Source organism: Shewanella glacialimarina (assembly GCF_020511155.1).
GTDB lineage: Bacteria > Pseudomonadota > Gammaproteobacteria > Enterobacterales > Shewanellaceae > Shewanella > Shewanella glacialimarina.
In genome coordinates this window covers 2,055,445-2,070,505 of the sequence record NZ_CP041216.1, presented here as the reverse complement: position 1 = coordinate 2,070,505, position 15,061 = coordinate 2,055,445, and the positions used below count along the sequence as shown (strand labels likewise).

At 38.7% G+C, this 15,061-nt stretch carries 11 protein-coding genes; 3 read left to right on the top strand and 8 right to left on the bottom strand.

The window, feature by feature from the left end:
* Positions 1–23: 23 nt before the first annotated feature.
* Both FJ709_RS08935 and FJ709_RS08930 read right to left on the bottom strand, forming a co-directional pair.
* Positions 24–266: a DUF3624 domain-containing protein gene (locus tag FJ709_RS08935; protein WP_226415586.1), complete on the bottom strand. Its 243-nt coding sequence runs from the start codon at positions 264–266 to the stop codon at positions 24–26.
* 60 nt (positions 267–326) lie between these two features.
* Positions 327–908 (bottom strand): GNAT family N-acetyltransferase, encoded by a 582-nt coding sequence (locus FJ709_RS08930; protein WP_226415585.1) that lies wholly within the window; start codon positions 906–908, stop codon positions 327–329.
* A gap of 381 nt (positions 909–1,289) precedes the next feature.
* On the opposite strand from FJ709_RS08930, the gene FJ709_RS08925 reads away from it, so the two are divergent.
* Positions 1,290–2,879 carry an ABC-F family ATPase gene (locus tag FJ709_RS08925; protein ID WP_226415584.1) on the top strand — a complete coding sequence of 530 codons (1,590 nt, stop codon included), beginning with the start codon at positions 1,290–1,292 and terminating at the stop codon, positions 2,877–2,879.
* A gap of 284 nt (positions 2,880–3,163) precedes the next feature.
* On the top strand, positions 3,164–5,404 hold the full coding sequence (locus FJ709_RS08920; RefSeq protein ID WP_226415583.1) for a peptidase U32 family protein: 2,241 nt from the start codon (positions 3,164–3,166) through the stop codon (positions 5,402–5,404).
* Between the two features lie 127 nt (positions 5,405–5,531).
* Here the strand turns inward: FJ709_RS08920 and FJ709_RS08915 are convergent, their stop codons facing one another.
* The 4 genes from FJ709_RS08915 to FJ709_RS08900 form a co-directional block, all read right to left on the bottom strand.
* On the bottom strand, positions 5,532–6,218 hold the full coding sequence (locus tag FJ709_RS08915; RefSeq protein WP_226415582.1) for a pseudouridine synthase: 687 nt from the start codon (positions 6,216–6,218) through the stop codon (positions 5,532–5,534).
* Positions 6,219–6,297: 79 nt separating this feature from the next.
* Positions 6,298–7,224: an alpha/beta fold hydrolase gene (locus FJ709_RS08910; protein ID WP_226415581.1), complete on the bottom strand. Its 927-nt coding sequence runs from the start codon at positions 7,222–7,224 to the stop codon at positions 6,298–6,300.
* Positions 7,225–7,445: 221 nt separating this feature from the next.
* Positions 7,446–7,682 (bottom strand): thioredoxin family protein, encoded by a 237-nt coding sequence (locus FJ709_RS08905; protein WP_226415580.1) that lies wholly within the window; start codon positions 7,680–7,682, stop codon positions 7,446–7,448.
* Between the two features lie 10 nt (positions 7,683–7,692).
* A complete protein-coding gene (locus tag FJ709_RS08900) occupies positions 7,693–8,673 on the bottom strand; it encodes a permease (RefSeq protein WP_226415579.1) in 981 nt (326 codons plus the stop codon).
* A gap of 422 nt (positions 8,674–9,095) precedes the next feature.
* Here FJ709_RS08900 and FJ709_RS08895 point away from each other — a divergent pair, with 422 nt between their 5' ends.
* Positions 9,096–9,887, top strand: coding sequence for a hypothetical protein (locus FJ709_RS08895; RefSeq protein WP_226415578.1), 792 nt, complete (start codon positions 9,096–9,098; stop codon positions 9,885–9,887).
* Positions 9,888–9,942: 55 nt separating this feature from the next.
* On the opposite strand, the gene FJ709_RS08890 is transcribed toward FJ709_RS08895, so the two are convergent.
* Together FJ709_RS08890 and FJ709_RS08885 are read right to left on the bottom strand one after the other, a co-directional pair.
* Entirely contained in the window at positions 9,943–10,908 is a 966-nt protein-coding gene (locus tag FJ709_RS08890) for a Gfo/Idh/MocA family protein (protein WP_226415577.1), read from the bottom strand.
* A 532-nt stretch (positions 10,909–11,440) separates the two neighbouring features.
* On the bottom strand, positions 11,441–14,863 hold the full coding sequence (locus tag FJ709_RS08885) for an EAL domain-containing protein (protein ID WP_226415575.1): 3,423 nt from the start codon (positions 14,861–14,863) through the stop codon (positions 11,441–11,443).
* Between the last annotated feature and the right edge of the window lie 198 nt (positions 14,864–15,061).

Genomic DNA, 15,061 nt, shown 5'->3' with positions numbered 1-15,061 from the left:
CTTTAAGCCTATGTATCAGCAATTCACTTGAAGCGTTTTTTAATTTCATAATAAGCTAAAAAAAGCAGGTGCAGTAACAATAGCGCACTGAAAGCTGAACAGAAAAAAAGCAAGGCTATCGAATCTACCTTAGTTGGCTGTTCTGCATAAAACCCCCACCATAATGTCCAACCAATAACAGATAGCACAGTTAACTGTGCCATGCACATGAAACACCGGCCCAGTTTTTGTATAAAAATTGATTCATCACATTGATTACAAGCCATGTTATTACTTATTGCGTGATTCTGTTAATGAGCCCAAAAGAAGATAATAACCCAATTGGCTTAACTATGACTAAATTCACTGGCTAGCATGGCATACAGGTATTCATCGCCCCACTTCCCTTTAAACATCACATTTTGCTTAAAATGGCCTTCTTGTCGAAAATTGGCTTTTTCTAACACTGCTATACTGGCTTTATTTAAACAATCAGTAATTGCAATAACACGATGTAGCCTCAACTCAGTAAATAAATACTCTAATAAACGCTGTAATGCTTGTGTTGCCAAGCCTTGATTATGGTGTTGTGGCGCTACGGTAAAGCCCACTTCAACCTGTTGTTCATCAATAAAATTTACCGCTAAGTCACCCAGTATTTGATCCGTTAATAGATCAGCAATCGCCAGTTGATACCAATGACCTGGCACAGCAAAATCAGTATAATCCGTTTTTGCCAGCAGCTGCTTAGCATCATCTAAACTGTATGCAGTCCAGCTTTGATATTTGGCGATGTCGGCAACATTTCGATATTCAGCAAAAACCACTAAATCAGACGTTATAAAGCGACGGATAACTAAGTGTTCAGATAAAAGAGTCGGAGCACTAATCTTAGCAATGACAGATTTAGGCAAGGTATTTTTAGACATAACGTTCTACTTAGGCTTAACTGAGTTAAAGTGGTACAAGATTAAACGCTAACAGAAATGGGTTAATCTCACTATAAATATTGAATCACACGGCATTATTAATCAGTAACATCCGGCTTTGTTTAACTAGGTTAACTCCAAGTATTCAGCTGAAAGTTAACACATTGCTAATTTATCGCAAATATATCATCCCATAAACCAAATAAACCGCTAAACACATCCACATAATGCAAACTAGATCGCATTATAAATCGACAATTGACTACTTCCCTGTATAATTCGGCGCCTACTAATACACTCAAGTCAGTCTTATTCTCACTAAAGCCGATTATCGCTTTTTTGTCGATCAATATTCTGTAATTACTCAATTGGATACATGTTTTGATTTCTACCGCAAATATTACTATGCAGTTTGGCCCAGAGCCGTTGTTTGAAAACATTTCGGCGCAATTTGGCCACGGCAATCGTTATGGCTTGATTGGTGCTAATGGTTGTGGCAAATCCACATTCATGAAAATTCTCAGTGGTGAACTGACTCCTACATCTGGCAATGTTTCTATTTCGCCAGGTTTAAAAGTGGGTACATTGAACCAAAACCAATTCGCTTTTGAGAATTATAGCGTTGTTGACGCGGTGATCATGGGTGACGTGGCATTATGGAAAGTGAAACAAGAACGCGACAGCATTTATGCTCAAGCAGAAATGAGTGACGAAGACGGCATGCGCGTCGGCGACTTAGAAAGCCAATTTGCTGAAATGGACGGTTACAGTGCAGAAAGTCGTGCTGGTGAAATCCTATTAGAAGCAGGCATTGAAGAATCGTTTCATTATGGTTTGATGGCACAGGTTGCTCCAGGTTGGAAACTACGTGTGTTATTGGCACAGGCACTGTTTGCCAACCCAGACATATTGTTACTTGATGAACCAACCAACAATTTAGACATTCACACCATTAGTTGGCTTGCTAACGAATTAAACAAACGCAAATGCACCATGATCATTATTTCCCACGACAGACATTTTTTAAACTCTGTTTGTACTCATATGGCAGATATTGATTATGGCGAACTGCGTATTTACCCAGGTAACTACGAATATTTCTTAGCACAGTCAAGTTTATTGCGTGAACAGCTTCTGGCCGGGAATGCAAAAAAGAGTGCTGAGATAGACGAGTTACAAGACTTCGTTAACCGCTTTGGTGCTAACGCTTCAAAAGCCAAACAAGCTAGTTCTCGTGCCAAGAAGATGGACAAAATTAAGTTAGATGATGTTAAATCATCAAGCCGTATCACCCCATCTATTCGCTTTACTGAATGTAAAAAGCTACATCGCCAGGCGTTAGTGTTAGAAGAGCTCGGCCATGGTTTTGATGAAGTATTATTTGAACATGGCGATCTTATTTTAGACGCAGGTTCAAAACTGGCTATTATTGGTGAAAACGGCGTAGGCAAAACAACCTTACTTCGTTGTTTAGTTGAAGAAATTAAACATAACCATGGCCGCATGAAATGGTCTGAAAATGCTGCGATTGGTTATTGTCCGCAAGACAGTAGTGCAGACTTTGATAATGACATGACTTTATTTGACTGGATGTCATTATGGCGCACACCTAAACACAATGACCTTATGGTACGTGGTATGTTAGGTCGTTTATTATTTACTGAAGATGACGCGAATAAAAAAGTGCGTAACTGTTCTGGTGGTGAAAAAAATCGCCTGTTATTCGGTAAGTTAATGATGATGGACGTTAACGTATTGGTAATGGATGAGCCAACTAACCACATGGATATGGAAGCAATTGAAGCGCTGAATCAAGCATTGAAATTATTTGAAGGCACATTGATATTTGTCAGCCATGACCGTGAGTTTGTATCATCACTAGCGACACGTATTATTGATGTAAAAGATAAAAAATTGGTTAACTTCCACGGTACATTTGATGAGTACCTTGCAAGTCAACCGCCTTTGTAAACACAAATTGACGCGATAAATTAAGGCCTTCATTGTGATACCCAACTATGGGAGACTAAATCACAGCTTTGATGAGGGCCTTTTTATTTATCCACTCGTTTAGCACATGAGTGTTTATCCGTTAACACATAACACTGACTCGTATTGATAATTCATATTGATTAACCGTTTTGCTAAGCGTGAACAAGACCCACAAAATAGTCACAGAATAACAATAGTTGGCATTTAATTGGCTTTAACGCCTGTTTCTTTTAAGCAACATCAACCCAAATAGCGAAAGTATCATGAATAGAAAAATCGAATTACTCGCACCAGGCGGGGATGTAGATGCAATTAAAGCAGCCATTATTGCTGGCGCAAACGCGGTATATTGTGGTTTAGAAACCTTTAATGCGCGTAACCGCGCCGCCAACCTTTCCTTTAATGATCTCATTGGTGTTATTTCGCTAGCCCATCGATATCAGTGCGAAGTGTTTTTGACCATGAATATCGTCATTCTTGAAAACGAAATTCCGACCTTGGTTAAACTGCTTAATCAACTGGTCAATACCGGAATAGATGGCATTATTGTTCAAGATTTGGCTTTGTTTCACCTAGTCAATAAACACTTCCCCAGCTTACTGGTACACGCGTCAACACAGTTAACCACCCACAATGAAGGCCAAATTGGCTTTTTAGCCAAAGTGGGCGCAACCCGTGTTAATTTGTCGCGCGAAATGAACCTAGCTGAAATAAAAAGCCTGACCCGTTATGCACATGATTTAGATGTACTAACCGAAGTCTTCGTGCATGGGGCGCTGTGTATCGCCTTCTCTGGCCAGTGCTATTCAAGCTCTGTCAGTGTAGGGAATTCGGGTAACCGTGGCCGTTGTAGTCAAGCGTGTCGAGATGAATACGACATAACTGCAGCGGGCAATAAGTTCCCACTAAACCTTAAAGATAATTCTGCTTATTTTGACTTGCCTGAGTTAGTGGACGCCGGAGTTGATTCATTAAAAATTGAGGGCCGTATTAAAGGCGCACAATATGTTCATACTGTTGTCGATAGCTGGCGTAAGCAGATTGATCAATTTGTTGAATCAGGCAAATTACTGTCAGATGACTCAAATCTTTATAAAGTGTTTAACCGTGATTTTACTAATTCTTTTTTGAAGGGCAACCTGACTAAAGACATGTTTATCGACAATCCACGCGATAACAGCTTTAAACATGCCAACGATAAAAGTAATGCCATTTCAGTGGTGCAAATTCAAGAGGCGCAGCAAACACTGTCATCAGACAAAGATGCCATCGTGTCACTGGTAGCCGACAAGGTCAGCCAACTGAGCATTGAAAAAGTCAGCTTGTCACTGCGTTTCTCAGGTAAGCTAAACGAGCCCTTAACCATTACTGCTGTCACAAAAGACACCACAGTTGAAATTCAATCGGCAGTAACACTAACATTAGCAACAGATTCACGTATTGACGAAGCGGCAATAGTAAAACGCTTTAAAAGCCTTAAGCAAAGTGAATTTGAGTTATTACCGTTTAATTTTGATGGGTTAGAGAATGACTTAAGCATTCCTTTTAGCCAACTAACGCAGATGAAAAACCAACTGCTGTTCAAGCTGACACAAAGAGAATACATAGGCGCGGTAACCTTACCGCCATTGACCCATCACCCCAAATTAAGTAGCCAGCCAACATTGTCATTGCTTATTTGTGATGAAAAAGATGTTGATTTATGTGACGTCACCGATGCTGACATTTACTTTAAATTGCCTGAAAGCTTTAAAGTTAATGACAATAAGTACATTGATATATTTTTACGTAACCCAAGGTTAATTCCGTGGTTTCCGGCAGTGTTAATTGGTAAAGATTATCTTGAATCCGTTAGATTGTTAGAAACCGTAAAACCTAAACGCATAGTCAGTAACAATACCGGCGTGGCATTTATTGCAACCAATATGGGGATTGAGTGGATTGCTGGGCCGTTTTTAAATACCACCAACTCTTATGCTTTGTTAACATTGCAAGAGAGACTGAATTGCGCTGGCGCATTTATTTCAAATGAAATAAACCGCAACCAAATTAAGAATATAGCCAGACCAAAAAACTTTAAAATGCTTTACAGCATTTACCACCCTATTTTGATGATGACCAGCAGACAGTGCTTTTTCCAGCAAACGGTTGGCTGTAACAAGCCCAGTATTGAAGATGGCTGCATGCTTAAATGTGAAAAGGCCACTACGATCACCAATGTTAAAGGCATATCATTTGCGGTTGATAAACAAAAAGGTGGTTACCCAAGTATTTATAACCACGAACAATTTTTAAACATTGACGCGGTTGAAGACTTATCGCATTTGTTTGATGAGTTCTTTATCGACTTAACCGACATAGGTTCAGGTTCTAAAGCTAAGATAGATAAAGTGGAATTAGTTAGTCATTTTGAAAACGTGCTAAAAGGTATTACTGAATCGAAAACTAGCCTTAAGCAGTTGGTCAGTATTTCAACCAATGCCCAATACCAACAAGGGTTATAACCGCAGGTTAATTTTGTTCGCGTTAACCTGAATTTTGATAACAAGTATACCGCTCAGCAAAAAGGCTTTACCTTCGCAGGTAAAGCCTTTTTAACATTTTATTTAGCTGCATTTCAGTTTGATTTACTTATTGAAACGATCTCACTTCGTCTGCTGTTAAGTCTCGCCACTTGCCAACGGGCATATCAAGCAGCACATTACCTACTTGTTGACGATGTAAGGCGTTAACGCGATTGCCTATGGTAAAAAACATCCTTTTAACTTGATGATATCGCCCTTCTGTAATCGATAACAGCACCTCCGTATCACTCATAATAACCAGTTCGGCAGGTAACGTTGGTTTACTTTCACCTTGTAACAACAAGCCTTTTTTAAACAAGGCTATTACATCATGGTTAATAGGTTTAACTAATTGCACTCGATACACTTTACGGCAAACACACTCTGGTCGAGTAATATTGTATGACCAACGACCATCATCGGTTATCAACACTAAGCCTGTGGTATCTGCATCTAGGCGCCCTGCTATATGCAGCTCGTCTTTATGGGCAACATCGATGCTATTGAGTAACGACGGATAATGGCCATCGGCATTAGAACAAATCGTGTCAGCCTGTTTATGCATCAGCATATAACGAAATGGCCTTGTGGTAAGTGTGAGCCCATTTAATTGAATCAGGTTATTCTCATGAACCTGGCTCGTTATGTCAGTATTAACCTGGTCATTAACCAAGACATTGCCCAGACTAATCTGCTCAATGACCTGAGCTTTAGTTAACAATGTACTTTTAAGTACAAATTTATCTAGCCGCATAAAACATCTACTCTGTTAACATTAATGCATTATTTAATTCATAGTCATGACAAACAACAATTCAAAAAACGACTTATATTCAACGATTCACTTTTGGTTGTTGCGCTAAAAACGCTTTGAAAGCTTTAACTGTTTTAAGCGGATCTTCTTCTTGAGGAACATGACCAAGTTCGTTATAGCGCACTAGTTGGCTACCAATAATGTCGTGGTGAAATTGGTCTGCAATTTCAGGCGGAATAAGCCTATCTTGCTCACCCCAAATAATCAGTGTGGGCAGCTTAAGCTCAGATAATCGCGATACTAGCTGACCAGAACGGAGTTTTGGCAACAGGTCGGCTAAAGCCTGCCTGTTGCCAGCTCGGGTAGTAAGATCGAAATATCGGTCCACTAGTTCAGGGGAAACCAGATCTGGATTACCATAAACATTTTTAACACTGCTTTCGACAAGTCCCCTTGGTAGCACTTGTTGCATGAGTTTATTTAAAATCGGCGTACTCGCAATTCTAAAGCCTATTGGAATAGACTCTGCTTGAAATGGATATCCACTGGAATCAATCAACACCAACTGCGCAACGCGATCAGGATAAAAGACAGCTGTGGCCCACGACACATACCCTCCTAAAGAATTACCAACCAAAATAGCACGGTCGACCTTGAGCTTATCAAGCACCTCGATAACAATACGGGAATAATTTTCAATACTGTAGTTATTGTCAAGTGTTGGACCTGTTAACCCAAAGGCGGGTAAGTCAAAACGAATAACACGACGATCATCTTTTAACGCATTAACCCAGCCATCCCAGGTATGAAGCGATGAGCTTGTACCATGTAACAGCACTATGGGGATCGCATCATCACGTGGCCCTTCATCCCTTAAGTGAAGCTGCATACCCGAGATATCAATAAACTGTGACGGATGTTGTGCCCATTGTGGCTTAAGTTGCTCAACAGAACGGTCAGGAACACGATTAATTGAGAAAAAAATAATCGCAATAATGATAAACAACAGTAAAAGGCTGCAGACTAATATGAATATAAACCTCAATGAAAACTCCGACTTAATAATGAACCCGTTATAGATTTGACATTCTACTGATGGAACCATTAAAGAAACAAGTATAAGATAAATAAATCATTAAGGCTTTTACGCTTGTAAACTCACCACCCCTAATTATTAAACCTGCATATGGCTTTGTAAATCTATTTAAGGCGACCATTACCGCGAGTCTATTTCAGCAACCATTTCTGAACCGCGTCTTTATCCGGTACAGACCCTGAGTGCACTAATTGATTATCTATTACAACCGCGGGCGTACTCATTACATTATGTTTAAGTAATATCTCAAGACTGGGCTCTTTAACCACGCTAACTGTCACGCCACAATCATCTGCAACTGCCTGAATTAATGCTGCCGTTTTGACACATTTTGCACATCCGCTGCCAAGCACTTCAATTTTTTTCATAAGACTCCCATTAGATATAAATAACATTAATTATCCACCCAACAAGAGTGAATGAAACGAGTAAAAGCATAAAAATGATAGTCAGTAACTTCCAGGTCATGACTTGCTTTAACAAGATAAATTCAGGAAAGCTTGCAGCAACGGTACTCATACAAAATGCCAATGTTGTACCAAGTGGAAGCCCTTTAATGATTAAACTTTCCATAACTGGAATAATCCCAGTTGCATTTGAATACAGAGGAATGCCAGCTAACACCGCCATGGGCACAGACCACCATTGGCCGCTACCTAAATTGGCAGCAAACCACAAGTCGGGGACAAAACCATGTAAAGCAGCGCCTAATCCTACCCCAATAAAAACCCATTTCCATACCCGAGTTAAAATATCTAACAACTCCGCTTTGGCAAAATCGTGCCGTGCTTTAAACGTCAACTTAGCATGAGTTTTCTGCGGGCTATCTGGCTGACTTGCGGTTTGATATGCCTTAAGAGCAAATGGCTGTAACATTTTTTCAGCCCGAATGAGATCAAGAAACATCCCCGCTGCAATGCCTATTGCCACACCTACTAGGATATAAATAACAGTTATTTGCCATCCAACTAAACTTAACAACAACAGAACTGCCACTTCGTTTATAAGCGGTGACGTGATGAGAAACGACATGGTAATACCGACAGGTATTCCTGCGGATGTGAATCCCAGAAAAATAGGTATGCTGGAGCAGGAACAAAAAGGGGTAATAGCGCCGAATGTTGACCCCATTAAATAACCGATAAATTTATTTTTTGAGGCTAAATAATCACGTACCCGGTTAATATTGAGTGAGGCACGGATCAATGCTATGACATAAATCATCAACACAAGCAGAAAGAATATCTTGGTGGTATCTTCAATAAAAAACTGAACCGCACCACCGAGTTTAGAACCGGGCACCAAACCCAATAGTGAGAATGCTAACCAATCCGCAAATGTTGTAAAAAGGGATAACATAAAACCTCTCAATAGACATTTAAGGTCAATTCAGTCGTAAAACGCTTAACCAAATTTCTTATGGATAAAACATTTATTTGCAAAATAAACTGACATCCTAATATATCAAAAATACTTATTTTATTATTAGTCAATTACTTAGAAGCCTAGCGGTTAGTTGCTTAGTTGCTTAGTTGCTTAAAATGGTTTGCAAATTAAGTTATAACAACAATACTAGATAGATTATGTATTAGGGATCGCAGTTTAGTGATTAACAGTGTTGTTTATGAAAATATCTTGGTTTAATTACAACATTAGAATGTGCTAACTTGGTTACCATAGGCGAGTATAAAACAAGGCATAGGATTGCTTGGTTTTGAGCTTGATTTATGTGATGTGATGATAAATTGATGTAAATAACTCAAGCTGGAAAGGAGTGCAGATTGAAACTTATATTACTAGTAACACTATTAAGCTGTTTTAGTGCGTGGGGAGAAACATCCACAAGCAAACACACACGCCAGGATATATCACTGTATACCTATCACTATATGCCGCCTTACGTAATTGATAGTAAAAATGAAATAGGCCTGCTTTATGATGTGGCACATTTTTTTAACCAACAGCAACAAGATTACCATTTCAGCGTGTCTTACATTCCTCGAAAACGTCTTAATCATTTGCTCGAGACACAGAAATTTGACGGTATGGTTATCGGCGTAAACCCTTTTTGGTTTAAAGACAAAGATAAAACAATTTATTTATGGTCAGAGCCGCTAATGCGCGATCAAGATGATATAATTTCTCATCTAATTAATCCTGTCGAATTTGACAGTAAGCAAGCTTTGTACGGTAAAGTCGTCGGGGGCATCTTGGGTTTTCGTTATCACACTATAGACAAACTCGTCGCTGACGGCTTAATGACTCGTGTCGATACTGCTAACGAATCACAACTGATTAACATGCTTATCAAAAAACGTTTTGATTTTGCTATTGTGTCGAGAGCAACATCCCTTTATTACCAAAGCTTACTCGAACAAAATCAACAACTTTACTTCTCTTCCAAGCCTCACGACAAATATACTCGGCATATTCTGGCTCCCAAAGCACTCAGTACTCAATTTAAGGCAATTAACCCTCTTATTGTATTACTTAACAACAACCCTGATTGGCAAGACAAAATGCAAAAGTATAAAACCTTTCTATTACCTGTTGATCTAACAAAGGTTTACTGACAACAACTAAATCAATGAAAGTTGTCATTGAATGTCCCGGGGAACAGCTTGAAAATCAACCATTATTAATCAGTACTTTTACTCTTGCCATTTGTGATTGCAACAGCAAACTGTGTCGATGTGACACCACCTTACTTTCAAATATGCCTTGCTCAATTAGCCTGTAAGCCTCTTCTGCTTCAAAATGATAACCTAGCGATTGTCTGTTGTCAGAAAAGGTATCGACTTGATCATCAAGATGGAACAAGTGACATTTACTCGCCCTAAAGGCATCTGGAATAATGATGTAACCTTTATCTCCTATTAAATACGCATTGTTCGACAAACGGCACTGAAATGATGCGGCTAAACTTACCATCACCTGCTCGCTTTTCGCTATGATAATGACATCATCTTCCACGCCCGTTTCACAGCAATGTGCTTGAACATAAAGATTGTCTATATCTGCTTCAAGAAAGTAATTAGCGATTGCTAAAGGGTAAATCCCCATATCCAATAAACAACCGCCAGCCAACTGCGGATTATAGGCTCGATCGTCGGGATTAAATGGAATGGGATAACCAAAATCTACTTTGATATGCTTTAACTGGCCAATTTGGCCATCATCTATCCACTGTTTAGCATGTTGTAAGGCGGGTAAAAAGTAAGTCCATAACGCCTCCATTAACAACAGGTTCTTCGTTTTAGCTAACTCAACCAAAATTTGACATTCTGCAACCGAAACTGTAATTGGCTTTTCACACAACACATGCTTTCCTGCCATTAAGGCATCATAGGTTTGCTGAAAATGAAAATTATGCGGCGTGGCAATATAGACAATATCAACCTGGGGATCATCAAATAGCGTTTGGTATCCCTGATAGGCTTTGATAATCTTATGTTGTTTTGCAAAAATATCAGCATCTTGTTGTTGTCTTGCCGCTACTGCATATAAATGACTGTTTGCAGAAAAAGCTAAATCCTGACAAAACGACGCAGCTATTCTGCCTGTGCTGACTATGCCCCAATTTAATTTAGTCATTTATGTCCTTAAAACTGATCTAGTGATGAAGTGGTTAGTATAAGCGCATTTAGTAATCTTTATAAACTGGAGCAATAGCGGAGAAATCTGCTAAAAAAGCTTGTTAGCTATTATTGCTTAATTCTATGAAAGGAATTGAATAACGATATTTTTAAAAAGGCTTAATTTATACACTTGGACGAAATATAAGTATTTTCATTTAAACCCATATATTGTAGCAAAGGCTAAAATAAGCTGGCTGTTAAATGGTCAATAATTCAATCGCTAAAATAACCGGCTAATAGTTACATTGTTGATATGCTTTTTTGCATTTATACATGGCTTTATCGGCTAGCAAGTAAGTCATTAAACAGGCAATATTCTTAATCTAATGACTGCATTTAATCACAAAGTAACCGTTAGCATTACCAATGCAAATAACATCATCTGGTAAACCGATTAAATCGCTGCAAAAAATAATGACTTAAAGTGACACTTTACATAACCTCTTTATGAGATATCAATCTAGCTAATCACAGTATTCGTTATTAATTTAGCCATTAGAAGAATGGCTAATATCCTGTTCAGCAAGCAATAGCTTTGTTGCTGACTCGTGATCAACAGGTTTACTGTGGTAATAACCTTGGGTTCTGGTTGCACCAATTTTTTGTAGTGTCTGATATTGTGTCAGAGTTTCAACTCCTTCTGCAGTGACTGCAATCCCAAGACGATTAGCCAAAAGCACAATACTTTCAACAATGGCATGATCTTTTTCACTATCCATTAACCTACTCACAAAACTTCGGTCAATTTTTATATTATGAATAGGAAAACGATGTAGATAACTCAGTGATGAGAAACCAGTACCAAAGTCATCTAAATGGACGTTAATGCCTAGCTTTTGTAATTGATACAATATTTTCATGGTCGTTTCTGGATCATTAATTAACACATTTTCAGTCACTTCTATATTAAGACAACCAGCAGGTAAACCATGTTTGTCTAATAGCGCTTTCAACTTATCCACTACGTGATAAGTTGAAATTAAGTCACTGGAAGCATTACAGCTAATAGTTAAATCTTTTCGATTTAACTGTTTACGCCATTTGACTATTTGATCTAATGCTTGGTCAATTACTAAGTAATCAATTTCAGCAATCCTTCGCATATCTTCTGCTATAGCAAGAAACTTTATCGGCTCAATCAATCCGTTTGTTGGATGCAACCATCGAACTAAAGCTTCAAAACCTGCAATGTTTCCGGTTTTGGTATTAATAGTGGGCTGAAAATAAGCAACAAATTGCTTCTCATCAAGTGCCTGACTCAACTCATTGCGCAGTCTTAGCTGATTTTTAGCCATTCTATGCATGTCTTCATTAAAGATTGCATAACATCCTCGCCCCTCACGCTTAGCATGGTACATCGCACTGTCTGCATCACGCAGATATTCTTGCGCATCAATCAGTTCTTTACTTGCTAACACAATCCCGATGCTCGCATTGGTAATCACAGATTCATTATTTAACATAAAAGGCTTTGCGAGCGCCCTGTTAATACGATTAGCAAGTTCAATCACTTGAACTTCATCAGTGTAGCACTCCATCAATATGCAAAACTCATCGCCGCCAAACCTTGATAACATATCGGAGTCGCGAATGACTTGTCTCAATCTTTCGGAAATAGCAATTAATAGCTTATCTCCTTCTAGGTGTCCCAAACTATCATTGACTAATTTAAAGCCGTCTAAATCAAGAAACAACAAAGCAAATTTGTATTGTTCATTACGATTATACTGCTTTACTGCCTTGGTCAGAAACTCAATAAATAATGTTCTGTTGGCCAAATTAGTCAAAGGATCATGGAAGGCTAATTGATTTAATTTCACTTCAGCTTGCTTTCTTAAACTAATATCAATGCACTGAATAAAAATATAATCAGCTAATCCATCGGTATTTTTTTGAACAAAAGCATTAATGTAACAGCAAAGTTCAGTGCCATTCTTGGCGATTAAAATGACCTCTGCATCATAAGACTTAGTCTCCGCTAAGCTAATAAGTGCTAATTGTTTGAGGCCATATTCACGCTCGTCAGGGTGAAGTAAATCAATATAACTGAGTTGGCAAAGTTCATCATGTGAGTAGCCAAATGTGTTGCAGAGTGTCTTATTGGCTTTTAGTATCCCGCCATCAAGCCCCACTACGGCCATACTAATAGTGGAGTTATGAAACACATTACGAAAGAGTTGCTCACTTTCTTTTTTAGCTTGTTCCGCTTTATATTGCTCACTGAGATCTTGAACCGTTCCTATCAGGCGCTGACCATCCTGCTCTACTTGTCCTGTTAAATGAACAAAGCAACGATCATCCTTATTATCAATGTTAACTAATTCATGATTTAAACTAAAAGCGACACCTTGATTGATAAGAGCTTGAAATGCTTCTGCTATTTCACCGTTGAGACTTTGATCTACACGACCAAGCAAAGCTGCAATATTAAAGGTATCCACTTGGGATGGTGTTAGCTTAAGTAATTTTATCAGCTCATTAGACAAACTTAATTGCTTATTTACCGTGTCGTACTCCCAACTGCCCAATCTTGCCGCAGCCTGTGCATTGGCCAGTCTGTGTTGGCTTAATTTTATCTGATGCAACTGCGCTTCAAGCACATTATTAGCACTGGCAAGCTGATTATCCCGTTTAATTAAATTCTCATTCATTATATTAAATGCACTGGCTAAACGGCCAAGCTCATCGGGGCGAAGGTGATCCAGTTTTTTAGCTTGATCACCTCGCGATAAGGCTAAAGTGGCATGATTAAGTTTAGACAGTGGTTGAGTAATCTTTCTTTTCATTACAAAGAACAACACTAACAGTTCAATGGCAAGTGCAATAAAACCTGAGATGAAGACAATAATAGCGGTACTTGAGGCTACATTACTGACAACCGATTTAGGGATGACACTGACATAATACCAACCAGGGCCTGAAAGTTTACTCACCAGTAAATAAGAATCTATCTGAGTTAGTTCTATCAATTTCTGCTCAGGTTCAGCATCGATAACGGCTTGATAAATGGATTTAAGCGAGCTATCTCCATCTTGGTTAATGATAAAGTTACCATCAGCTGCCTTCAACTGGTCAACGTAATTCTCATGAGCAATCAAGCGACCATCTTGACGAAAAATCAGGTTGTATCCTCCTTGAGGTGCCTGGTTCATCGTTCTTACAAATAACTCGTCCAATGACATATCGTTACCTATGGTAGCGATATGTTGCTGCTGATAATAAATAGGCGTTTCTATTGAAACCATCCAAATATCAGATTGCTTATCAAGGTAAACACCGGTCCAAACTGTCTTTTTATCTGGATTATTTTTTTCAATCGAAATGGTAAAATACTCTTCCAAACGAATATCAAAATCAGCAGCTAATCGATAGGTAAAATCAGGAATTTCAGGCCAATAAATAGCGGCAAAGTTTTCAGTACCATAAGCATAAGTATTAATGAAGCGATTGCGCCAGCTTTTGCCATAATCGCTCACTAATGTATTGAGTAAACTAGCGCGGTATTTAAGCTCTTCGGTTAATTGGACATCTTTTGCAATCCACACCCCCGCTCGTTCATCCGCATCGAATAATTGTGGATTAAAACGCACAGCATGATCATCTTGACGAATGAAGTCTTGCTCGAAAATGGCCAACATCGCGGCTTTATTTGAGGGTTGATAAGAATTCAGAATATCTTGCTTCAACAGTTTATGGTTGTCTTCTGCCAGAGTAAAAATTTGGCTTTCTCTTGCCACCCTTTCTTGGGTAAAAGATTGAAATTCAGCTAACTTAGTTGACTCTATTTCGGAGAAGATATGGAAATAGCTAATGGTGGTTAACATGCTGATCACTAATAATATTCGAACACCTACAGCCATCAAAGTATGACTGACAATAGATTGATTCAAACGTGTTAATAGCTTTATCATTCACATTCCCTGAAATAAGTGCACTAATGAATACTGTAAAAAGTGCTGCAAAAAATGCTGCAAAAATGAGTTGAAGGTTTCTATTTAGCTTATACAACATCGATAATACTTGCTGTTTTTATCTTAGCAGAGCCAACAAGGTGTTAACAAACAGTTAATATAATCATCACCATTAATGAGGCTAACATGCTCATAACA